The sequence below is a fragment of the Nocardia gamkensis NBRC 108242 genome (assembly GCF_001612985.1).
Taxonomy (GTDB): domain Bacteria; phylum Actinomycetota; class Actinomycetes; order Mycobacteriales; family Mycobacteriaceae; genus Nocardia; species Nocardia gamkensis.
Genome location: NZ_BDBM01000065.1, coordinates 1 through 21,536, shown reverse-complemented (window position 1 = coordinate 21,536; position 21,536 = coordinate 1). Strand labels below are relative to the sequence as shown.

The following is a 21,536-nucleotide window of genomic DNA, read 5'->3' as shown; positions in this document are numbered from 1 at the left end:
GAGACCCTGCTGTGTCACCAGTAGACAATGTTCGCCTACCAACCGAAGTAACCGACCAGTGGTGGATCCACGTCCGAGCTGAAGGACGACCTCAGCTCGGAGAGGCGACTTCGGGAAAGTGGTTGGTGTTCGTCCCAATTCGATACCTCAATCAGTACTGGCAGATCGTGAAAGAAGCCGTTCAAGACGGCAAACTCGGACCAGGCGCGAAGGTCGCCACAGCCCGCCCCAACCCTCACCAAACGGATCCAACACGTAGGCCCATCGTCGTCTACACCACCGACTGGCGAGATGTGGACGATGTCCGACGAGTCCTGCGTGGACTCCGATCACTCGGCATCACCTGGCGGCTGACATACAAGACCGACGAAGCTACAACCACCGGCATCTACGGGCGCCACGCCGGAACCTACGTCAGCCCATCCGGCTCGTCAGACATCATCGATCGAATCACCACCCGCTCCAAGCCGTTGAGCAGATGAGCAATGCGCTCGCCAACTCGAGATAGCGCAAATACGAAACAACGACTGCACTCTCCCAGCAGCTCTGACCACGCCGACGAAAAGCTGTTCCGCATCATCTCCTGGGGCATCGACGGCGGATCCTTCGACTTCACTAATCGCTGCGTCGATTAGTCGAGCATCGAGATGCAGATGGCCTGCTCCGGCAGCACCGCGAGGTGTGCGCTGGGTTGCCGAAATCGCTGATCGGCTCTGGCAGTATGTCAGCCGGGCCGCTATGTTTCGCCGACAATACGCATTCCAGTTGCCGCCTTTCGGTAGTCCCGCAGCCCGCGCCGTAGCGCTTCTCCGATAGTCAGCGCCGCGTCCCGCTGTCCATCCACCAGGTGGGTGTAGATGTCGAGAGTGGTGGTGTTGTTCCGGTGCCGCATGCGCCGGGTCACGTCCGCCAGGCTGTAGGCCCCGTCGGCCAACAGCGAGCCGTAGAGATGCCGGAGTGAGTGAAAGCCCATCTGCTGGCGCATCTTTCCGTCTGGACCCCAGGGCACTAGCTTCGCTGGTTCCCCACCGAGCGCCGATACAGCGGCGTAGACACGGTTCCGCAACGCTTTTTGGGACATGCGACCACCCGAGCGACTCGCTTCGAACTTGACGAACTTGCCGGTGGTTCGTCCGCCCAACTGGCTCACCAGCCAGTCCACGACCCATGGGTCGACCGGGATCTCCGTACCGGATGTGTCGGTCTTCAGAGGGCCGTCGTGCGCGCCGATCCTCTTCCCATCGACTCGCCGGGATGGCTTGTATTGGGTCACGGGCTGGTAGGTGCAAGCCTCGATGTTCAGATCCTCGATGTTCGCGCCGAGCGCTTCGCTCAGCCGAAGCCCGACACCGACTCCGAGCGCGACCGCGATGCGCGTTTCTTCGGGCATCATGTGGAAGAAGGTCCAGAACTCTGTCATCGTCGGGCAGTATGTGGGGACCTTTGGGCGATCCCGGTTCGGTTTAGCGTAGGTCTCGGTCGAGCAGGGCATCACCACGGTCAGTTCAGCTCGTTTCGCTGCGGCCATGATCCGGGTGAGCAGGCGATGGGTATCGACTCTGTAGTCGAACGAATAACCCGCGCGGTGCAGGCCGGTCATTAGTTTCAGGACATGCGGCTCACGCACTTCGTGGACCGCGAGTCCGTCGAGGTACTGAAGGATAAGCTTGATCTTGCTCCGGTAGCCACCGAAGGTGCCTGGATCGATCGCCTGGAGATCTAGCCATTCCCAGCACCACGCGTCCATCATGACCCGCGATGCTTCTTTGGTGATGTGCTGCCCGGCTTTGATCGCGGCTACTTGTTCCTGCGCCCACGCATCGGCCGCTTTGGAAGTGTCGAATCCGCGCGTGTGCGGAGCATGTCGAATTCCGTCTTGATATGCACCTCTCCACTGCTTGCCTTTACCGTGGCTGGATGATTTCAGTTTTCGACCACTCGCGTCTCGTTCCCGGAGATGCCAGGTGTCGTAAGATTTCAATGCCCGCAATGCAGGGACAGGCTTGCGCTGTGGCACTGGCTATTTCCTCACTGAAGGATTATCGACCAACCCGGATGAATTCGAATACGACAAGTCGCTCATGGTTCCGCCTCTGTCACGCGGCATCTCGATGCTCAATCTGGCGGGGATCATGGCCGCCACCCTGCGCAAGCATCGCCTGCTCCCAGGCGATCAAGTCCTCCAACCGATATCGCCGATGTCGGCCGATGCGGGCGAAGCGGGGACCTTTGCCAAGCGACGCCCAGTTGGCCAGCGTTTTCGGCGGTATCTTCAATCGGCTCGCAACATCGTCAGTCGTCAGCCAACTTGAAAACCTATCTACCATGCCCACTCCCGATCTGAATTCGACACGAACCCCTCACATCAATACCGATATATGCTCCGCATATTCGGATACCAACCATCAACGCTCCATATGGAACAAATTGTCAAGCACCACTATGGAGCTCTGACTCCTATTTCGCCGCGGGTGCCAGTGTGAGATGACGACCGTCTCGTCCGAGAATTCCTCGTCCATGAATATCCTTTCCCTGCACCATATGAATGCTCCGCGACTATCAAGTCGCCAACTGCCTTCTCCTCCAACGTTTCTGCCGCAGCATCGGCCGATTCCGTACCCCCGGGGCCGACCACGCCCGATCCGCGACCAGCGCCCTATCCAGGGGGCTGCACCGGCGCGTCGTTAATCGATGGGCAACGAGGGCCCCACGGCGGCTGATCTCTTCGGCCTTCACCAGCGACAAATTGCGGATTGCCCGGTTGCCAGTAGACGGTTCAGTCATCGAACGTGCAGATTCACGAGTGTCACGCTCCTGCGGCATCGGGGGTGCTTTCCCGTATTGGCTGGATCGTGTGAGCCCTATTCCTAGCAACCGGAGGAGACGACTGGTTCGCCAACTACTTCCGCCCAAGGACACCGTTTCCGCAGCGTTTGGGCAGCCCAGAGATAGCGGATGGGGCTCACGTCGCACCGTTGTAGAGCCTCGTATCTTTCATCTCGCCAGGGTCGAATTGGCCCTCATCGCAGTGGACTTCCGTGGGCGCGGAATCGTCGGAGAGATAACGGGTTCGGTGGGCGCACCTAGCGGTGCCAGCGCATCGATATCGACGTCGGTGCCATCGTGATCTTCGGCCGTGCGAGTTCGCCGGGATCGGTAGTTGGCTTGGTCCTCGTCTGGATCCTGGGGGAGGGTGTTGAGTGCGTTGCGCAGGAACAACGCGAGAGACTCGATCGCGGCCAGGTTGTCGATCTGGGGTGGCAGCCCTTGCCGTATCCGGCTTTCGGCAACCAGACGGCGGGTCTGCTCACTGGTCGGCCCCACCCACATCCGGCCCTTCCCGTCACCAAAAGTCGGTCCGGTCGGCTGGTCGGGTTCGGGGCGGTGGGTGCGGCGCTGTCGGGCGTTGAACGGGATCGGGGCGTGGTCAGCACACATCGGGGCTCCCTGGTCGGTCAGGCGGCGCGGGCGGGTGGGAGGGGCAGGGCGGCGAGGCGGTGGCGGGTAGTGTGCCCGGCCAGCGGCAGCGACAGCGCCGGGTCCTGCAAGTCACGGGTCGAGGTCGCAGGAACGCCGCCACCGGGGCCGACGTAGTCGGGCATGGTCATGCCGCGACGAGACGACGTCCGGTGGTGCGGCAGCGGCGAATCCGCTCATGCCACACCTCCGTTGAGAACCACCTCTTCACCGGTGTCAGTGTCGGTGTCGAAGTCGCCGAGATCCGTGGCGGCCTCAGTAGGTTCGGGTTCGGTGAGTATGGCCCTCGACGGCATCCGATCGAGGTCGATGTCGGTGTCTCCGGTGGTGGCGAGTTCGCTGGGGTCGGTGGTGATCAACACGTTTTCGGTGGGTGAGGCCAGCGACCCGAACACCGCCCGGTCGGTGCCCCCGACCGCGAGCAGGCCGCTGCCGCGCGCCGCGGAGAGCAGGAATTGTTGCTCGCCGTCGGAGAGCCGGAACGCGGCGGCGACTTCGTCGATGGCTTGTGGGGCTTGGCGCAGCAGGATCTGGGTGGCGGCGTTGGAGACGATCGCGCGACCGAGTTCGGTGGACAGGACGTCGGCGCTGTCCTGGGTGGCGACGGTGAGTCCGGCCCAGTGTTTACGGAAGCTCTTGGCTGCCTTGAACAGGAACTCGGCGGCGGCGGGTTGGCGCATGAGCAGCCACGCCTCGTCCACGGTGATCATGCGGGGCCGCCGATCGGCCGGGCTCGACACCCGCCGCCAGGTCGCGTCCAGCACCAGCAGGGTCCCGATCGTCTTCAGCTCCTCGGGCAGCTCCCGCAGGGAGAACACCACCAGCCCGCCTGCGGGGTCGGTGGTGGTCGGCCTGTCCAACAATCCGGCGTAGGCCCCGCCGCCGACGAACGGGTGCAGCGCGGCGGCCAACTCCCCGGCAGCCGGTGTGGCGAGGCGTGCGAGTTGGTCACGCAGTCCGCTCAGCGTCGGCGCGGGGCGGGTCCAGGTGGCGGGGTCCTCGGTGATCCCGACAGCGGCGTAGGTCGCCGCCAAGGCCGTGTCCAATGCTGCCCGTTGCGCGGGGTTCTGGTCGCCGAGCAGGACTTGGATGAGGGTGTGTAGGAGAAGCTTCCGTCGTGTGAGGGCGTCGGTGGGGACGGTGCGGCGTCCGTCGGGGCGGGTGTGGATTTCCAGGTCGAACGGGTTGAGTCGCCCCTCGGTCGTGCCGAGTCGGATGTGGGTGCCGCCGACCGCTGTGGCGAGGCGGCGGTATTCGTCTTCAGGATCGATGACGACCTGCTCGATGCCGCGATACAGCGAGCGCAGGATCTCTGTCTTGACCAGGTAGGACTTGCCCGCGCCGCTGCGGCCGAGGATGACGAGGTTGTGGTTGTGGGCTTCGGGGGCGAACCGGTCCACAAACAACAGCCCCGAGGCGGCGTCGCGGCCGTAGAGCACCCCCTGCGGGCGCGCGGCCTGGGCCGGGTCGGCGGCGGGCAGTTGTGGGGAGTCGAAAGGGAACGCCGCGGCGAGGGCGGTGGTGTCGAAGGTCCGTTGAACCCGGATGAGATCGAGCCCGAGTGGGAGGGCGGTGGCCCAGGCTTGAGCGGCGCGGTAGGACAGGGTGCAGGTGTCCACGAGCAGGCTCGCGGCCAGCGCCCGCACGGCGGCGACCTCGTCGGCCAGTTCGTTTTCCGAGGCGGCGTGCACGGTGAGATACACCCCGACCCGGAACAGGCGCGCTTCGGCGCGGGCGACGCGGGCCGAGAGGTCGGCGGCGTCTTCGACCGCGACGTCGACCTGCGGGTCGGTTAGGCGGCCTCGGCCGAGGTCGTGCATACGGGAGGACTCCAGGCGTGCCTGTTGGCGGTGCAGCCGGGTGGCGGCGGTGGCCGGGTCGACGGGCTCGATATGTACCGCGACCTCGACCCGGCCGGAGTGTGAAAGAAGGGGCGCGAGCCACCCGGCGGTCACTTCTCGTGGGTATCCGGTGACCGCGAGGGTCGCGGTCCAGTCCGAGCCGATCTCCAGATGTCGGGTGCCGATGGTGAGGGATTCCGGCGCGAACCGGTCGAGGCCCTCTCCGGTGAACGGGTCGGGTGTCCGGACTTGGGGATCGGTGGTGATGATCGCGTCGGCGGCGGCGATGTCGGCGGCGGCCGAGACGAGGCCCTCCGGGTTGGTGCAGCTGGTCAGTACGGCGGTAGCCGCCACGTCATCGAGTGCGGTGACCGAGATACCCAGTGGGGAAAGGACATCGGCGGCCTCGTTCATCCTCCGCAGCAACCGGGACTCGGCCGCTCGGCGAGCGCCACCGGACAACGCCCGCCGGGCGCGGCTCCTGGCGGGCAGCCGGGCGCGCAGCCCGGTGGCGGCCAGGGTCTCGGTCTGTTCGCGCCAGATCAGCAGCACCTGCCGGTGGACCGGGTCCTCGCGTGCGGTCAGCTCGGCGAGGTGATCGGCGTGGTCGAGCGCGGCGGCGGCGAGGTCGGGTGACATCTGGGCGGCGGCGGTGTGCAGGCCGGTGATGTGCTCGGTCAGGTCCAGGCGCGCCGAGCGCACCAGAATCTGCACCGGCTGTCGCAGGGTGTGTAGCCAGCCCGCGAGCTGACCGACGAGGCTGTCCTGTTCGGCCGGGGTGCGCAGCGAGAGGTTGAGGGTTCCGGCGACCGCGATGACGGCGAGCCCGTCGGCGCCGAGGTCGATCACCCCGACAGCACCGCTGCCGCTGTTGGACACCGACTCGGGCAGGCGTATCTGATTCGCGGACAGCTCGGTGGGGACGGGTGGGCGAGGTCGGGATCGATTGGTGCGGGTGGTGATCCAGCGTGGTGTCTCGGCGTGGGTGCGTCCGTGTGATCGGACGAGGTGCCGTGGGCGGTAGCGGTGGCGGATCGCGGCCACGAGCAGCAGGTCGGCCGACAGCCCGTCGCGGCGGGTGAGCACGGCGACCGCGACCACGACGAACACTGGGGCCGCGACGGTGACGAACACCGCCGGAGCGATGACCGTTCTGGTCGCGGCCCAGGCCGAGTACAGCAGTAGGGCCGCCGTGGCGAGGACGGCGAGCTGGCGGGCGGTGAAGGGGCCCAGGATGCGGTCGGAGCGGTCGACGTCGGCGGGGATGCGCACGATGGTGCTCACTGGAGGGTGCCTCCTCTCGGTGCGCGTGGCGCTCGGCGGCGCACGGGCAGATCGGGCATGGGCAGATGCAGCTGCCGCCCCGCTGGGCGCGCCGGGGCGGGCGCGGGTGGCTGCGGTGGGTTCGGCGGCGGCGGAACGGGTTTGACCCGTGTGACCGGGAACGGCAGCGGGTACTGGCCGCTACGGGTCGGCCGCAGCCGCGCGTAAGGATCGGCCGGGGTGGGTTCGGTGAAATCGAAGGCGAGCTGTTCGGGCCGCCGCCGGGGGCGGGGGCGTTCCGGTGGCTGGACCGGAGCCGGTGGCGGTGGTGTGGGCCGGACCCGGCGCATCGGGATCGGGAGCGGGTACTGGCCTCCGGCCCCGGCCCGGATGCCCCGGTACGGGTCCGGCGGGGTGAAGTCGAACGCGAGTTGCCGTCCACGCGGCGTCCGGGGCGGGCGAGGCGGCGTGGTACCGGTCGAGTCGGCCGGTGTCGGGCTCGGCTGCCGCGCGACGCGGCGCACTCCTCCCAGGGGCAGCATGAGCTGTCCGTCGCGTGTCGAGCGCGCCCGCGCATACGGGTCGGGAGGTCCGGCGCTGCCGGTGGCGGGGCGAGGCGTGCGCGGGACACGGGCGGGTCGTGGGCCGCGCCGGGCCGGTGCCGCCGAGGCGGCCGTCTGGGCACTGCTCGACGTGGCCCCTTTGAGCAGGCCGAGGGTTTTGTAGGCGATGAAGCCCCGCGCGAGCGATCCGACGAAGCTGCGGCCTTGGCCGATGTTGAGCACCGACAGCAGCCAGAACGGGGTCTTGATCAGCACGTACATCAGCGCGAGAGCCACGGTGAGGTCGGCGATCTCGTTGGCGTCCGGGCCGAAGAGGTGCCATCCGCCCGGGGCGAGCAACACCCGCAGCACGGTCACCAGGATCAGTGACTGCACGACCTGGATCGCCAGGCAGGCGGCGAACGAACGCCACCACCACCGCGCAACGCCGTCGAGGCCGGGCAGTGCGTGACACATCAACGCCAGCGGTGCCGCCACGATCAGCACGATCGTGATCGAGACACGGATGACGTAGCTGATGAGCAGCACGAGCAGCATCACCACCAACGCCAGATGCAGCAGCAGGAAAAAGCCGTGGCTCTGGCTGGTCACCGCGAGCTCGGCCAGGGCATCGGCCGCCGACGCGGAGTCGACACCGTCTCCGGCCACCGCACCTGCGAGGGCGTTGGCGAACCCGATTGCCGCCGTGGCGATCATCATGCTCAACGCCCCGGTGACGAACCCGACCACCAGCCGGGGCGCGAGTTCGCGGATCGACCATTGGGTCTGCAGGGTCTCGCGCGCCATCAGCAGCACCCCGGCCGCCATCACCACCAGCACGTACAGGGCGGTGACGATCTGCCACGACTGGTTCCACAGCACGCCGATCTGCGGTATCTGCCCCGGTTCCGGTGTGGTGAGCAGGGTTTCCGACAGCAGTTCGAGCAAGGGGTTGAGCGCGGACTCGACGATCCGCTGGAAGAACCCGTCGATCGCGTTCTCCACGCACCCGTTGATGTTGGTGACCCCGCACTCGGCCGACCCCGACCCCGACCCCGGCGTCGGCTTCGGGGTCGTGGTGCCGGGCGTGGTCGGGGTGGGCGGGGCCGGGCTCGGGGTGGTGGAGGGCGGGGTCACCCACCGGCTCGGCGGAGTTGTCGTGGTCGGTGGTGTGGTTGTCGGGGCGGGTGTGGCCGGTGTCGGGGTCACCGGCACGGTCGGTGTCGGGGGCTGGGCGGAGGCACCGGTAGCGCCGGTGACGGCGATCAGGACCGCGGCGAGCACCGCCGCTGAGGCGGCGGCAGCGGTGCGCGCGGTTCGTGAGTGCTGGACGGGGACGGGTGCGGGTGGGGCCTGTGCCGTTGTGTTCACGGTCAGGCTCCGATGAGGGATTTGAGAACGGTGACGATGACCGGTGCCAGCATCGCCAGCGCGTAGCCGAGGCAGGCGGCGCGGAAGGCGGTCTTGGCTTTTTCGATCTCGCTGGGATCGCCGCCGCCGAGCAGATAGCGGGCCCCGGCGATGGTCAGGAACAGGGTCGCCAGCCCAGCGAGGATCCCCACGATCCAGTTGCGGGCGTTGTCGATCACCTCACCCAGCGACGAGGCGATTGCCAGTACTTCCGTGTGCGGCGGTGCGGCCGACGCCGATCCGGCCACGAGCACCAGCAGCGCCACGGTGATGCCCAGCGCCGCGAGGATCCTCGGCCACCGGCGTCGCAGCACCAGCTGTCGAATCAAAGCCCGCGCCTGGCTGAAGTGTTTACGGTGGGCGTTCATGCCGCCGCCTCCTGCCCGTGCTCGGTGCTCGCCTGCGCCGGTGCCGGTGCCGCAGGGTGCCGGTTCGGCCGGCGACCTCGCCGCGGTGACCGGGCGGGCGGCGCGAGGGCGGTGATCGCCTCGGCCTCGACTGTGCTCGTCCGCTCCGGGTCGACGTCCCGGCGGCGGTCGCTCAGCCAGGCCAGCAGCGCGCGCTCGGCGCGGGGGCGCGCCTTGCGGAGCTTCCACAGCGACACCCCGCGCTCGGCCGCCAGCGCGGTCAGCGATCGCCCCTCCCATCGCGAGGCCGCGATGAGTTCGGCCGCCTCTTCGGAGATGACTCCAGCGGCCACGGCGTGTGCCAGGACTGTCTCGGGGTGGCCCGGCCCGGCCATGATCGCCTGCACCCGTTCACCGAGCGGGGCGAGGTCGCGATCGAGGTCTGCGACCACCGTCACGCTGGCTTGCTGCTGGTATGCCGCCTTGAGCATGGCGCGGTAGGCACGCCACCGCAGCCGATGCCACACGCCCGGCTCTTCCAGGCCGACGCGCGGGAGGTGCCCCAGAAAGGCGGTCAGCACTTCGGACTCGATGTCGTGGCGCGCGGTGTAACTCGATGTCGCGTATTCGCGTGCGGTTCGCGACAGCATCGGTGCGGCCAGTGCGGCGCACACCAACATCGCGTCCTCGTCCTCGGCGCGGACTCGTTCGAGCAGCCACACCCAGATCGCGTCGACCTCATCCATCGGTGTCACCGGATCCCACAGCCGCTCGCGTAGCTGCCCCCACGTCCGCACCGGACCGGCGGGGGCGGCCTCCGGTGTCGGCACCGGGCGCGGATCGGTGGGCAGCGCCTCGGCGGCGATCTTCTCGAAGCCGGACCGCACCACGGCCAGCGGCGAGCCCGGCTTTTCGACCGCCCCCCCATATTTCGCGACGTGCGTATTCGTCACCACAGATCTCCTTGTTCGATCAAAACTTTCGACCTCACAAGGACACCGAACACCTCTATCCGAAACGTATCCAAACCCTATCCAAACCACATCCAGAACCTATCCGAAACATATCCAAGTCACATCATGGGTGAGCTGGCGAATATCGCGCTACCCGACTGACACCCCTCCACCACCCGAAGCGACCCACCGACGATCAGCCCTGCTACCAACGGATGTGAATGTGCGGATAGGTCCAGGATATGACTTGGATATGTTTCAGATAGGCTGTGGATAGGCCCTCCTGACGCATGGGCAACTGGCCGAAAAGTTTATCGAAGAATTTTTGGCCACACCCTTGCGCCGAACGGCGCCCCAGCCCGCAATTTCCGGCTCAGGAAATTCTCAGAAAAATTCTTTGATTGCCGTGTCCCGAAATCGGCTTTTTGGCGGAAGTAAGCGAGTACACACCGCTCTCTCGCTCAGGAGGCCGTTATGACCGCCAGTTCCCGCCGACCCCGTTCCACCTCCGCCGCCGTGCAGGTCCCCTCGACCCTGTGGGCGCTCGGTCCCGAGCCGCTCGATCCCGACGACCGCTGGCCCGACCGGGCTTTGGTCCACACGGTCACCGAATTCTCCGAACCGGGTTCGCGAGTGATGCTGCTGGGCTGGCCTGCCCCCGTCGCCCGGGGCGCGCTGCGGATCATCGAGCCCGACACCGCCGCAGCGCTCGCCGCGATCGGTGATCTGGGCCGCCACGGCATCGACGCCCCCACCGACCGGAACTGGCCCGCCGAGCCGGTGGATCTGCTCATCGCCAGCCTGCTCGCCGAGCACCTCGACCCGATCGCCGCCGCCGAGCACGTCACCTCGCTCGCGACCGAAGTGATGGCGATGGGCGGTTTGCTGGTCGTTCTCTCCCGCTGCCGACACAGCGTCTCCGGCGTCCTGCACGACCCCGCCGGTTCCGTCGTCGCTGCCGCCCAGGCCGCCGATCTGCTCTACCTCCAGCACATCATCGCCGCACCCGTCAGCGGCACCACCATCACCGCCGCACTCGCCGACCCGGCCGTCTCCGGGACCGCGCCGCACATCGTCGCGCACACCGACGTCTTCGTGTTCCTCCAGCCCGCCCATGGCTGAGCCGACACAGCCCTTGCGCCACCCGAACTCTCACGCGAAGGACGCCTCCATGACTCTCGATCCCGCCACCGCCACCGCCAACGCCGCCGACGCCGCCGACGTCGACTCCGCGATCCCCGCACAGACCAGCCCGGCCGCTCGGCCGGTGTCGGTGTGGGCGACTGCCCAGAATGCCCCGACAGCGCAGCGGCGGGGCCGCTACCACCCCGACAGCACCGCCCACCCCGCGAAGATGTTCCCCGCCATCGTCCAGCACGCGGTGTCCACCTACACGAGCCCGGGGGATCTGGTTCTGGACCCGATGTGCGGGATCGGCACCACCCTCGTCGAGTCCCTGCATCTGGGACGCCGCGCGGTCGGCGTGGAGTACGAGTCTCGGTGGGCGGAGCTGGCGCGCACCAACATCGGCCTCGCTCGCGAGGCGGGCATCGATCTCGACGCGAATGTCTACCACGGGGACGCCCGCAAGCTGGGTGACCTGATCCCGGCACAGCTGCGCGGCCAGGCGAGCCTGGTCATCACCTCCCCGCCCTACGGCGACTCCTTGCACGGGCATGTGCGCGCCAACCGGCGGCAGCCGGTCCTCAAGACCAACCACCGCTACGGCCAGGTCCTCGACCGAGGCAACCTGGCCAACGTCGGACTCGGCCGCCTGCTCTCAGGATTCACCAAGATCCTCGCCGGGGCCGCCGAATACCTCGCCCCCGGCGGACATGTCGTGATCACCGCGCGGCCGTGGCGTCAGCACGCCGAGCTGGTGCCCCTGCCCAGCCACCTCTACACCTGCGGGGAACTGGCCGGGCTCGTGCCGGTGGAGCGGTGCGTGGCACTGCTGGGCCGCCTGTCCGAGGGCGAACTCGTCGCCCGGTCGAGCTTCTTCCAGCGCGACTTCGTCGTCAAGCAGCGAGCGTCCGGGCTGCCGATTCACCTCATCGCTCACGAGGACGTCGTCATCCTGCGCAAGCCCGAGGCCACCACCGCCGTGTCCGAGCGCCGCCGCGCGAGCGGGCGATTCCCCTTCGGCACGTCGGCGACCGTGCCGACCCCGGATGCTACCGGCCCGGGATCGGTGGCCGCGTGAACATCACACAAGCTCCCGAGGAGGGGTGGCTGGGCCGGGCGCTTGTCGCGCCCGGCCGAGCTCTGGCCGATCTGATCCACGCCGCCGAACGAATCGCCTCGACTGGGGATGGGCTCGTCGGTGTCATGGCCGTGCTCGGGGTGCTCGCCGCGGTGCGGCTTCTGGCCCGGTGGCGTCGGCGCCGGCTGAGTGCACGTGCTCGCCAGATCACCGTGCTCACCCCACCCGAGGTCGATGCCAAAGGCGCGCTGGCTTTCTGGGCGCACCTCATCGGGCAGTTGCGTCCTGCCTGGGCGCGAACGTTGTTGGGTCAGCCGCATCTCGGGTTCGAGTACACCGTCACCCCGGAGGAGGGGGCCGCGATCCGGCTCTGGGTGCCCGGCGCAATCCCACCCGGTCTCATCGAACGGGCCATCGCCTCGGCGTGGCCCGGCGCGCACACCGACACCCTCGAACCAGCCCGGCCCCCGCTACCGATCTCGGTGAAGGGCGTGCGGCGGGTCGTGGCCGGGGGCGAGTTGCGGCTCGGGCGCCGTGAGGGACTCCCGTTGAGTACCGATCACTCCGGTGATCTGGTGCGCAATCTGATCACCGCCGCCGACGACCTCGCTCCCGGGCAGGCCGCCTGCGTGCAGATCCTCGCCCGCCCGGTCACCGGCCGCCGCGTCGCGCGCGCCGCGGCGAGCACCGGCACTCGGACTGGCGTCGTGGCGGGACTGCTGCGCGAGGCCCTCAACCTGCTCACTCCCGGCACGAGCACCGCCCGCGTCTCCCACACCGCCGCTGGGGTGGGAGGCGCGCGACCCGCCGACCGCCGGACCTCCCTGGAGTACAGTGCCGCCGCCCGCGCAGCAGCGGCCAAAGCACGCGGCGCGCACTGGGAAACCGTCATCCGCTACGCCGCGTCCATCCCGGTCTCCGACGACCCCGACGACATCGACCCGAGAGTGCAGGCGCGAGCAGTCGCCCGTGGCCGCGCCGACGCTCTCGCCACGGTGTTCGGGGCCTGCACCGACCACAACTACTACCGGCGTCGTCGCCGCCTGCGCCTTCAGCGGTTGATCCGGCAGCGGCGTCTCGGGCGCGGGGACGTGCTGTCGGTGCCCGAACTCGCCACGATCGCTCACCTGCCCACCGACGACGGGCTACCCGGCCTGCAGCGCGCCGGGGCACGCGCCCTGTCCCCTGCCCCGGGGATCCCTGTCGGCGGCGAGCACACGAAACCCCTCGGGATGGCGGACACCGGCACTCGCCGCCCGGTCGCAGTCAAGATCTCCGACGCCCGCCATCACCTGCATATCCTCGGCCCCACCGGCGTCGGCAAGTCCACCCTGCTGGCGCGCACGATTCTCGATGACGCTGACGCCGGGCGCGGGGTGATCGTGATCGACCCCAAGGGCGACCTCGTCACCGACGTCCTGTCGCGGCTGCCGTCGCGCATGAGTGAGCGGGTGGTCCTCTTCGACGCCGACTCAGCCGCCCCGCCGCCGTGTGTGAACCCACTCGATATCGGCCGGATCGGGCGCGCGGGAATGGATCTCGCCGTCGACAACCTCGTGACGGTGTTTCACCGGATCTTCCATCAGTGGTGGGGGCCGCGCACCGACGACATCATGCGCGCCAGCCTGCTCACCCTGTGCGCCCAGCCCGGCACCGCCACCCTTGCCGACCTGCCCCGCCTGCTCACCGAGCCCGCGTTCCGCGCCCGGGTCACCCGCACCGCCAAAGACCCGGTCCTGCGCGGGTTCTGGGACAGCTACGAGCAGCTTTCCGACACCGGGCGCGCGCAACTCACCGGGCCACTGTTGAACAAACTGCGCGCGTTCCTGCTGAGACCGTTCGTCCGCTCGGCGATCGCGGGTGGCCCCTCGACCGTCGAGTTCGCCGACATCCTCGACAACGGGGGCATCTGCCTGGCCCGGCTCCCAAAAGGCTCACTCGGAGAAGAAACCTCACGCCTGGTCGGGTCGCTGCTGGTGGCCCGCACATGGCAGGCGGTGACCGCGCGAGCACGGGTCCCCGCCGCCGACAGGCCCGACGCCGCCCTCGTGCTCGACGAGGCGCAAAACTTCCTCAACCTGTCCACCCCAATCGAGGACATGCTCGCCGAAGCCCGAGGACTGCGCCTGTCGCTGCTGCTGGCACACCAGAACCTCGGCCAACTCTCCCGAGAGCTGCGCGACGGCATCTCGGCCAACGCCCGCAACAAGATCGTCTTCGCCGTCAGCCCCGATGACGCCCGCGACCTGGCCCGCCACACCGACCCGTGGTTGTCCGAGCACGACCTGTCCCACCTCGACGCCTTCCACGCCGCCGCCCGCCTGCTGGTCGACGGCCGCAACGCCCGCCCGTTCACCCTCACCACCCGGCCCCTCGCCCCGCCGATCCCCGGGCGCGCCCGCGAGATCGCCGCCGCCGCCCAGGCCCGCCTCACCGCCGATCCCTCGACTCCTCACGGTCCTGACCCCGCCACGCCCCGAGAAAGGCTCCCGCACCGATGATTTCCCGTCCCGACAGGCAAGCCGATACCCGTACGCCGCGCCCGGCTTGGTCACCGACTACCAGCCCGGAAAAGAGCTCGGTGGTGCGTGCGTTGACCGGGCGCGACCGCTGGATCCTGCGCATGGTCTACGAGCACCGGGTCCTGACCACCGACCAGCTCGCCGACCTGGCGTTCCCGACCGCCAAGATCGCCCGTCGCCGCCTGGCGATCCTGCACACCTACCGGGTCCTGGACCGGTTCCGGCCCATGCGAACCCGTGGCACCGCCCCCTACCACTGGACCCTCGCCCCCGCCGGAGCAACGATCCTCGCCGCGGAAGCAGGCGTGAGCGTGCGCGAGCTCGGCTACAACCACCAAACCACGCTCTCGGTCGCCCACAGCCTGCACCTGACCCACACCCTCGGCGTGAACGAGTGGTTCACCGCCCTCACCACCCACCCCTCCAACGGTGCGCGGGTGTCGCGGTGGTGGTCCCAGACGCGTTGCCAACGACTCTGGGGCGACCTGGCCCGCCCCGACGCCCACGGCCGCTACACCCACGGCCAGAACCGGCTCGACTTCTTCCTCGAATACGACCTCGGGACCACCTCCCTGCCCCGGGTCGCGGCCAAGCTGACCGGATTCGCCGAGCTTGCCCGAACAACCGGGGTCATCGTCCCGGTCCTGTTGTGGGTGCCGACCACCACGCGGGAGGTCAATGCTCGTGTGGCTCTGCGGCGGACCTGGGAGCGGTTGCCTGATCCCGAGGCGGTGCCGGTCGCTACCGCCGCCGCCGAGTTCCTCGGCTCGATCTTCGGGACTAGTCCGGCCGATCAGGTGTGGCTGCCGTTGCACACCGACTCCGGCCGCAGACGCCTGCACGAACTCGGCACCGTCTGGCCGCGACGGACCCCACCCGAAGACAGCATCGACCCGGAGTCGACCTGGGCACCGCTGAGCGGAACCGTCGCCCTGCCCCCGCCGCCGCCGAGCCCTCCAGCCTCCGAGCACTGGTGAGGTAGCGATGCTGGTCAAGGCACTCGGAGCGGGATTCGCGGGGTTGGTGTTCCTCACGGTCGTCATCGCGGCCGTGGTCACCACAGTCGTCGTGTTCGACCACGCACTCACCACGCCCGCCCCGGGAGCCTCGACCGGCACCGGCTCGTCCCCGAGTACCGAAGCCCAACAAGACATCCCGGCGCAGATGCTCGTGCACTACCAGGCCGCTGCCGGGGACTGCCCCGGCCTGGACTGGTCGGTGCTCGCCGCGATCGGCAAGATCGAAACCAACCACGGACGCTCCACGCTGCCGGGAGTGTCGGAGGGCGAGAACGCCTCCGGGGCGGGCGGGCCGATGCAGTTCCTCGCCGCGACCTTCGACTCAGTCGTCGCCCGGCATCCCCTGCCCGCTGGCGGTGCGAGCACGCCCTCGCGCTACAACCCCTCCGACGCGATCCACGCCGCCGCCTTCCATCTGTGCGACTCCGGCGCACCCGGCGACCTGCGCGCGGCGATCTTCGCCTACAACCACGCCGACTGGTACGTCGACCAAGTCCTCGACCAAGCCGCCCGCTACCGCGCCACCGACACCTCCGGCGGCGACTGCCACACCGCCTCATCGCCGAGTGCGACTGCCGCGCAGGTGATCTCCTTCGCCTGCGCCCAGCTCGGCCTCCCATACGTGTGGGGCGGCAACGGACCCGACGCGAACGGGGGCTGGGACTGCTCAGGACTGACCGAGGCCGCCTACAGGGCCGCCGGGATCTCCATCCCCCGCACCACCTACGACCAGGTCCATACCGGCGCACCGGTTTCCGAGGACCAGCTCCTCCCCGGGGATCTCGTGTTCTACGGCACCGCCGCCGACGTCCATCACGTCGGTATCTACCTCGGCGGCGGCCAGATGGTGCACGCGCCGACCTTCAACGAGCCCGTCCAGATCTCGGCCTACCGCTGGTCAGGCGACGACTACTACACCGCCACCCGACCCACACCCGCCCACGACGACTCCCGCGCCGCCCGCTGACCACCCCTGCACGAACGGAGAAAACTCATGCACGACAACCACACTCGAATCGCGCACCACGCGGCCCACATGGCGCTGTGCGCGGCCATCACCGCGACCACCGTGACGGCCGGTGTCGCCGCCGCAGAACCGACATCCGGCCGCAACGCGGCACAGTGCCCGCGATGGACCGCGCTGCTGGTACCGGGCACCTACGAGACAACCCCCATCGCCACCGGCCAGACCACGCCCGGGGTCCTCACCCAGCTCGGGGAATCGCTCACCGCCCGCTACGGCAGCGACATCGAGGTCCGAACACTCGCCGCACCGACTACAGGTGCCGGGGCCGCGAGCGGAGGGGAACTCACCGCGGCGGTCTCGGAGCTGTGCTCGGACACGCGAGCCGTTTTGGCCGGCTACGGCCAGGGCGCCGAGGTCACCGGCGACCTCGCCACCACCATCGGCAACAACAAGGGCCTGATCCCGGCCTCACGCGTCGTGGCCGTCGCACTCGTCTCCGACCCGCGCCGCGACCCCGCCACCACCCAGCTCGGCACCCCGGTCTCCGGGCAGGGCGTCACCGGGCCGCGCTCGCAGAGCTTCGGCGAGCTGACCGACCGGGTCCGTACGCTCTGCGCCAAGGGCGACAGCTACTGCTCGACCACCGCGCAAGAGTCGCCGGTCCTCGCCGCGGTGGGCCGCGCCCTCGGCACCACCACCTCGATCCCGGCTACATCCACCCCAGCCCCGACGCGGACCTCGACCACGACCTCGGCGACGGTGCCGACCGCAACAACGACCGCACCGGCCACGACCACCTCGACCGGGCAGCTCAGCGCATCCCAGGTTCTCGCCCCGGTAGTCACCGTGCTCAACGGGCTGGCGAGCTTCACCGCGAACGTGCCCGCGATCGTGGCCGACCTCGCCCAGCTGCCGAGCCTGCTCGCGACCAGCGACGTGCCCGGCCTGCACCGAGTCTCCGGCGACCTCAACAACCAGTTCAACCCGCTCGTGCAGATGGCCGCCGGACTCGACCTGCGCCTCGTGGCCCGCGCACTGAAGTTGGCCGCACCCTTGGACAGCACCGGGGTCGCCACGATCGCCGCCGAGATCGTCGGTGTCCTCGCCGGTCTCGACATCACCCGCATCGCCAACGACGTTGGCCGAGCCCAAGAGATCGCCTGGACCGCCGCAGAAACCCTTGCGAACGGCGACCCCGTCGCCGCCTTCCTCGCCCTGACGGGGTTGGCACCGATCGCCGCCGATCTCCTCTCGGCCACCGCCACCGCGTTCACCGGCACCCAGTTCCCCACACTGACCCAGACCTACAACACCGCCACCACCGCCGGGGCGGGCACCGCCACCGGCACAGGTGCTGCGGCCCCGCAGAACGGCGACACGGCCGTGTTTCCGGCCACCGGCTACGACACCGCCGCGCCCGTGCTGACTGACTGGATCCTCCAGGCCATCGACCGCACGAAATAGCCGCCGCCACGAGGGCATCGGAGGCAGAAAACCTAGTGGTCGGCCCGGTCACCCGTGATTATCCTGGACTGATGCCCTTCGACGGAGACATCGACGACTTGTTCGAGCTTTGGAGCTCGGAACTGGGCGACCTCTACTCCACGTGGAATCTGACGAATGTGCAGTTCGGGGCTGGTGCGAGGCCGGGGTCCCCGGCTTCGCACGACGACGCGGCGCTAGAGGCCAGCTCCCCTAAGCCATACAAGCCCGAGGGCCTCGGGGCGGGTATCGACGCGGTGCAGATGATCGACGCCGCAGCACAGCACCTCAACGGGCTGCGCGCTCTTGTGCACTCCCGAGCGATGGCACTCGCGCCCTGGCCGATTGCCCGCGCGATCTGTGAACATGTCGCGCATGCCGTGTGGCTTCTCGAGCCCGACATCGCACCGGAAGCCCGCATGGCGCGGAGGTGGATGGCCAGACTTGCAGGAGCACAACGCCTTCGGTTTCTGGCGAGGAACGGATCAAAGCCGCAACAGCGCGCCGCCAAGGAAATTCGGGATTCGATCCGCGAACAACTACTACTGCGGTTCCCGGATACAGACGTCGAGTGGAACGACCCAGCTGAACATCCCCTGCCTCCATGGCAGATCGCAGGCGAGAGCTACCCAACCTTCGGACAGCAGACGAGGTTGCTTTCCAAGTTCGGCGCGATCAACGTGGCAAGTCTTTATGACACGCTCTCGCTGAGCTCTCACCCTAATATCATCACGTTGACAATGGCAGTCGAGCCCGTAGATGCGGGCGGATACCTGAAGATGAACTACCGGACGGACCCCGAAGACTGGAGTGCAACCATTCAGCTCGCGGGCGACCTGCTACACGTCGCCGCGAACGCTGCATGCGGCTACCTCCATGGCCAGACCGATCATCTGACGGACTGGTACCACCGGTACCGTACCCAGCCACCGCCTACGGGGGCCGCCACGGACACCGACACTTCTGTGCCCACCGTCTAGGCCACAACCGCCGTTGGTCGGCAGCGGCGGCGGTCGCGCGACGAACGGCGGCAGCCGCCGCACCGTGCTGTCCCGCACAGCGCGCAGGAAACGGCCGGTGGTGCCGAGCGAATTGCTCTGCACCACCGGCCGTTTCAGTCGGTAGGCGGGCTAGGAGACGAGCGGCGGCACGGCGCGCGGGGTGAACACGGTCGGGGCACCACCGTTGCGGAACCGCCACGACGGCAGCCCCTCTGGCACCGCCTCGGTCTGCTCACCGTCGCCGCCGTCACTGGTGTCCCCCTCGTCACGCCCGGTCACCGTGGCCGGGGTCGCGGCGACGACCGCCCGTGCGGCGGCGTCGCGGTCGGGGTACAGCGTGCCGGTCAGCGGCCCGGTCATGATCCGCACCGAACCGGTGAACGGGAAGAACTCGCCCTCGGTCCGATTGAGCCGGTACCGCAGAACGATCGGCACCCACGGCACCAGCGACGGCAGAACGGGCATGTTCAGCTCACGCACGGCCGCGTCCGCGATCTCGACCCACAACGCAAGGCTGTCGGGGGCCTCGGTAGAGGCGGCGAACACCCGATACAGGGCCGAGGCCAGGATGGCGGGGGTAGGAGTGGAGTACATAATCGAACACCTTTCTCAGGGGATACATTGAGAGGCGCGGTGTCGGACTCCCCGGAGCTAGATCCTCCGGGGATTCCGGCATCGCCCCTTTTGTCAGGACGCGAGGGTGAATCTCTTGGGGGCCGTGCTGGTCTGGTGAGCGATCCCGTTCTTGGTCAGGGTGACCAGGGCGTTGTGCACCGCACCGCTGGACCGCCCGAGTTCCTTACCGATCTGGTGCGGGGTGAACTCCTTTCCGGGGTTGTCGCGCAGGAAGTCATCGACCTGTCCCCGCAACGCACCGGCGGGCAGCCGTTCCACCGTCGACTCCGCGTTCGCCGCTGTCGTGTCAGCGGCCGGGGTGACAGGGGCCGGGTCGGCGCAATCGTCGCCCGTAGGGGCCGCCAGCGCCGTCTCCGCCGTGGCGTCGGGTTCGGGGTCGGCGGGCACGTCCGAGCCGGGGACCGCCACTTCCTGCGTCGGGTCGGCGGCCGGGGTGACGGGTTCCAGTTCGGCCGGGGTGACCGGCTCGGGCGAGACCAGGTCCGGTGTCGGGGGTTCGGCCGGGTCCGGGTCGGCGGCCGGGGTGACGGACTCCGGGTCCGCCGGGGTGACCGGCACGGGCGAAACCAGGTCCGGTGTCGCGGTTTCCGGCGTCGCCGGTTCGGCCGGGGCCGGGTCGGCAGGCGCGGGGACCGGGTCAACGGGCGCGGCCGGGTCGGGTTCGATGGTGGCGGGCGCGCCCGCGCCCTGGGTCCAGGTCTTGGCGGCCCGGGGCGAATCGGGGTTGGTGTGTGACTGTGCGCACCCGGCGGTTTCCCACTGGGTCAGCAGACGCCGCGCGGTGGTCTGTCCGATCCCGGCGATGTCGCCCAGTGCGGCGGTGGTACTGCCGGGGTGGGCCCGCAGCGCCGCCCACAACGCGCTGTCGCTGTCGCGGGACAGCACCGGCACCACGCCCGACCGCGTGCCGTGTTCCGGGGCGGGTTCGGCCGTTTCCGTGGCCACGGCGGCGTTCTTCTTTTTCGACATGGGGGTTCCTTCCAACATTGGGTTTGGTGAATTCGGTGATGTCCCGGATGGGGCGGAATGCGCACCGATCGGGGCGATTCCCCAGGGGGTCGGTGCCGTTCCGGTTTCCATGACCGCTCGATAGGGCGTGTGATGTCAAGCGGAATGTGGAAAATAGTTCCGGCCCCGGATTCCTCTCTTCCATTTCTGGAATGGAAACGGCACGAGAGGAATTCGACCCGCCACTATTCATTTGCGCGAGACCAGGTGGACTCACGCCGGCGACCTCGCCGCGGTGCCACAGCGGACGAGGACACACTCCGGAGCACGCGGCCGGTTGCGGGTCGCGCCCGCTACCGCGTTGCCGCTGAGTTTGGCTCCGGGTTTGATTACGCCGCCCTCGTCGTGACCTTGGGTGTTCTTCATCAGGCGCATGAGGGTCTGCTGTTCGTGGGCTGAGTTGAGGTCGGTTGTGTCGCTGGCGGGTTCATCGGGTGAGGCGCTCGTGCAGGGGGCCGGTGGTGCGGTCGAGCCACACACTCGCCCCGTGCCCGCGCCCGCTCCGGCGCACCAGGTCGGCGGCACCGGTGGCGTAGGCGGCGATGTCGTCGGGGTGCACGAGGTGAATTCGGGGGGCGACGTAGCCACCCGTACCGCCGGTCACGTGGGCCACGGTGTACATGCCGCGCTCGTCGTGCGGGCCGGGGGCGTAGATGATGAATTGATCGCCCGTGATGGCGTTGGCGATCACGTAGATCGGCTCGAGGGCGGCGGTGGTGGGGATCGCGGGCTCGGTCATCGTGTCTCCTCTGGTTTGTCGCCCCGGTCGGGGCGGGGTGGGGGTTGGTGGTGGTTGGGCCGTGCCGGTGGCCCGGTGGCGGCCCTGTCCGGGTGCCCCGGGCGCGGTGTGCGCCCGGGGCACCCG

Annotated in this window: 20 protein-coding genes; 9 read left to right on the top strand and 11 right to left on the bottom strand. The window is 68.7% G+C overall.

Features of this window, described 5'->3' with window-relative positions:
• Positions 1 to 11 precede the first annotated feature (11 nt).
• Positions 12 to 482: a putative phosphothreonine lyase domain-containing protein gene (locus tag NG1_RS36125; protein ID WP_084499345.1), complete on the top strand. Its 471-nt coding sequence runs from the start codon at positions 12 to 14 to the stop codon at positions 480 to 482.
• 254 nt (positions 483 to 736) lie between these two features.
• On the opposite strand, the gene NG1_RS31630 is transcribed toward NG1_RS36125, so the two are convergent.
• The 6 genes from NG1_RS31630 to NG1_RS31615 all read right to left on the bottom strand — a co-directional run bounded on the left by NG1_RS31630 (position 737) and on the right by NG1_RS31615 (position 8,128).
• Positions 737 to 2,017, bottom strand: a complete 1,281-nt coding sequence (locus NG1_RS31630; protein ID WP_157114357.1) for a site-specific integrase — start codon at positions 2,015 to 2,017, stop codon at positions 737 to 739.
• A gap of 79 nt (positions 2,018 to 2,096) precedes the next feature.
• Positions 2,097 to 2,327: a helix-turn-helix domain-containing protein gene (locus NG1_RS36120; RefSeq protein ID WP_084499347.1), complete on the bottom strand. Its 231-nt coding sequence runs from the start codon at positions 2,325 to 2,327 to the stop codon at positions 2,097 to 2,099.
• Between the two features lie 667 nt (positions 2,328 to 2,994).
• Complete coding sequence (locus NG1_RS31625) at positions 2,995 to 3,438, bottom strand: hypothetical protein (RefSeq protein ID WP_157114356.1); 444 nt, start codon at positions 3,436 to 3,438, stop codon at positions 2,995 to 2,997.
• A 17-nt stretch (positions 3,439 to 3,455) separates the two neighbouring features.
• The gene (locus NG1_RS37230; protein WP_157114355.1) at positions 3,456 to 3,608 is read right to left on the bottom strand and encodes a hypothetical protein; all 153 of its coding nucleotides are present in this window, start codon (positions 3,606 to 3,608) and stop codon (positions 3,456 to 3,458) included.
• A 45-nt stretch (positions 3,609 to 3,653) separates the two neighbouring features.
• The gene (locus NG1_RS31620) at positions 3,654 to 6,602 is read right to left on the bottom strand and encodes a PrgI family protein (protein ID WP_084499344.1); all 2,949 of its coding nucleotides are present in this window, start codon (positions 6,600 to 6,602) and stop codon (positions 3,654 to 3,656) included.
• On the bottom strand, positions 6,599 to 8,128 hold the full coding sequence (locus NG1_RS31615; protein ID WP_062977030.1) for a TrbL/VirB6 family protein: 1,530 nt from the start codon (positions 8,126 to 8,128) through the stop codon (positions 6,599 to 6,601). The genes NG1_RS31620 and NG1_RS31615 overlap by 4 nt, the downstream gene beginning before the upstream one ends.
• 10 nt (positions 8,129 to 8,138) lie before the next feature.
• Between NG1_RS31615 and NG1_RS31610 the strand changes: the two genes are divergently transcribed.
• Positions 8,139 to 8,510, top strand: a complete 372-nt coding sequence (locus NG1_RS31610) for a hypothetical protein (RefSeq protein ID WP_062977028.1) — start codon at positions 8,139 to 8,141, stop codon at positions 8,508 to 8,510.
• Here the strand turns inward: NG1_RS31610 and NG1_RS31605 are convergent.
• Together NG1_RS31605 and NG1_RS31600 are read right to left on the bottom strand one after the other, a co-directional pair.
• Positions 8,497 to 8,901: a pilin gene (locus tag NG1_RS31605; protein ID WP_245660139.1), complete on the bottom strand. Its 405-nt coding sequence runs from the start codon at positions 8,899 to 8,901 to the stop codon at positions 8,497 to 8,499. The two genes, NG1_RS31610 and NG1_RS31605, sit on opposite strands and share 14 nt — an antisense overlap.
• Complete coding sequence (locus NG1_RS31600; protein WP_062977026.1) at positions 8,898 to 9,833, bottom strand: hypothetical protein; 936 nt, start codon at positions 9,831 to 9,833, stop codon at positions 8,898 to 8,900. Before NG1_RS31600 ends, NG1_RS31605 begins: the two co-directional genes overlap by 4 nt.
• Positions 9,834 to 10,307: 474 nt before the next feature.
• On the opposite strand from NG1_RS31600, the gene NG1_RS31595 reads away from it, so the two are divergent.
• The 7 genes from NG1_RS31595 to NG1_RS31565 all read left to right on the top strand — a co-directional run bounded on the left by NG1_RS31595 (position 10,308) and on the right by NG1_RS31565 (position 19,006).
• The gene (locus tag NG1_RS31595) at positions 10,308 to 10,955 is read left to right on the top strand and encodes a hypothetical protein (protein ID WP_062977024.1); all 648 of its coding nucleotides are present in this window, start codon (positions 10,308 to 10,310) and stop codon (positions 10,953 to 10,955) included.
• Between the two features lie 49 nt (positions 10,956 to 11,004).
• The gene (locus NG1_RS31590; RefSeq protein WP_062977022.1) at positions 11,005 to 12,036 is read left to right on the top strand and encodes a TRM11 family SAM-dependent methyltransferase; all 1,032 of its coding nucleotides are present in this window, start codon (positions 11,005 to 11,007) and stop codon (positions 12,034 to 12,036) included.
• A complete protein-coding gene (locus tag NG1_RS38895) occupies positions 12,033 to 14,537 on the top strand; it encodes a type IV secretory system conjugative DNA transfer family protein (protein WP_062977020.1) in 2,505 nt (834 codons plus the stop codon). The genes NG1_RS31590 and NG1_RS38895 overlap by 4 nt, the downstream gene beginning before the upstream one ends.
• Positions 14,538 to 14,620: 83 nt before the next feature.
• Positions 14,621 to 15,535, top strand: coding sequence for a replication-relaxation family protein (locus tag NG1_RS31580; protein WP_168434091.1), 915 nt, complete (start codon positions 14,621 to 14,623; stop codon positions 15,533 to 15,535).
• 7 nt (positions 15,536 to 15,542) lie between these two features.
• Positions 15,543 to 16,544, top strand: a complete 1,002-nt coding sequence (locus tag NG1_RS31575) for a C40 family peptidase (protein WP_062977017.1) — start codon at positions 15,543 to 15,545, stop codon at positions 16,542 to 16,544.
• 27 nt (positions 16,545 to 16,571) lie between these two features.
• Positions 16,572 to 18,008, top strand: coding sequence for a cutinase family protein (locus NG1_RS31570; protein WP_062977015.1), 1,437 nt, complete (start codon positions 16,572 to 16,574; stop codon positions 18,006 to 18,008).
• Positions 18,009 to 18,079: 71 nt separating this feature from the next.
• Positions 18,080 to 19,006, top strand: a complete 927-nt coding sequence (locus NG1_RS31565; protein ID WP_062977013.1) for a hypothetical protein — start codon at positions 18,080 to 18,082, stop codon at positions 19,004 to 19,006.
• Between the two features lie 150 nt (positions 19,007 to 19,156).
• On the opposite strand, the gene NG1_RS31560 is transcribed toward NG1_RS31565, so the two are convergent.
• From NG1_RS31560 to NG1_RS31550, 3 genes are all read right to left on the bottom strand, one after another.
• Positions 19,157 to 19,621 (bottom strand): hypothetical protein, encoded by a 465-nt coding sequence (locus NG1_RS31560; protein ID WP_062977011.1) that lies wholly within the window; start codon positions 19,619 to 19,621, stop codon positions 19,157 to 19,159.
• 93 nt (positions 19,622 to 19,714) lie between these two features.
• Positions 19,715 to 20,632, bottom strand: coding sequence for a hypothetical protein (locus NG1_RS31555; protein ID WP_062977009.1), 918 nt, complete (start codon positions 20,630 to 20,632; stop codon positions 19,715 to 19,717).
• Between the two features lie 466 nt (positions 20,633 to 21,098).
• Entirely contained in the window at positions 21,099 to 21,410 is a 312-nt protein-coding gene (locus tag NG1_RS31550; protein ID WP_062977007.1) for a hypothetical protein, read from the bottom strand.
• Between the last annotated feature and the right edge of the window lie 126 nt (positions 21,411 to 21,536).

Excerpts from the sequence above, each read along its gene's own strand:
- NG1_RS31555 (WP_062977009.1), bottom strand. The coding sequence starts at position 20,632 with ATGTCGAAAAAGAAGAACGCCGCCGTGGCCACGGAAACGGCCGAACCC.
- NG1_RS31570 (WP_062977015.1), top strand. The coding sequence starts at position 16,572 with ATGCACGACAACCACACTCGAATCGCGCACCACGCGGCCCACATGGCG.
- NG1_RS31590 (WP_062977022.1), top strand. The coding sequence starts at position 11,005 with ATGACTCTCGATCCCGCCACCGCCACCGCCAACGCCGCCGACGCCGCC.
- NG1_RS31610 (WP_062977028.1), top strand. The coding sequence starts at position 8,139 with ATGTTGGTGACCCCGCACTCGGCCGACCCCGACCCCGACCCCGGCGTC.
- NG1_RS31565 (WP_062977013.1), top strand. The coding sequence starts at position 18,080 with ATGCCCTTCGACGGAGACATCGACGACTTGTTCGAGCTTTGGAGCTCG.
- NG1_RS31625 (WP_157114356.1), bottom strand. The coding sequence starts at position 3,438 with ATGTGTGCTGACCACGCCCCGATCCCGTTCAACGCCCGACAGCGCCGC.
- NG1_RS31560 (WP_062977011.1), bottom strand. The coding sequence starts at position 19,621 with ATGTACTCCACTCCTACCCCCGCCATCCTGGCCTCGGCCCTGTATCGG.
- NG1_RS36120 (WP_084499347.1), bottom strand. The coding sequence starts at position 2,327 with ATGGTAGATAGGTTTTCAAGTTGGCTGACGACTGACGATGTTGCGAGC.
- NG1_RS31595 (WP_062977024.1), top strand. The coding sequence starts at position 10,308 with ATGACCGCCAGTTCCCGCCGACCCCGTTCCACCTCCGCCGCCGTGCAG.
- NG1_RS31550 (WP_062977007.1), bottom strand. The coding sequence starts at position 21,410 with ATGACCGAGCCCGCGATCCCCACCACCGCCGCCCTCGAGCCGATCTAC.
- NG1_RS37230 (WP_157114355.1), bottom strand. The coding sequence starts at position 3,608 with ATGACCATGCCCGACTACGTCGGCCCCGGTGGCGGCGTTCCTGCGACC.
- NG1_RS31575 (WP_062977017.1), top strand. The coding sequence starts at position 15,543 with ATGCTGGTCAAGGCACTCGGAGCGGGATTCGCGGGGTTGGTGTTCCTC.
- NG1_RS31605 (WP_245660139.1), bottom strand. The coding sequence starts at position 8,901 with ATGAACGCCCACCGTAAACACTTCAGCCAGGCGCGGGCTTTGATTCGA.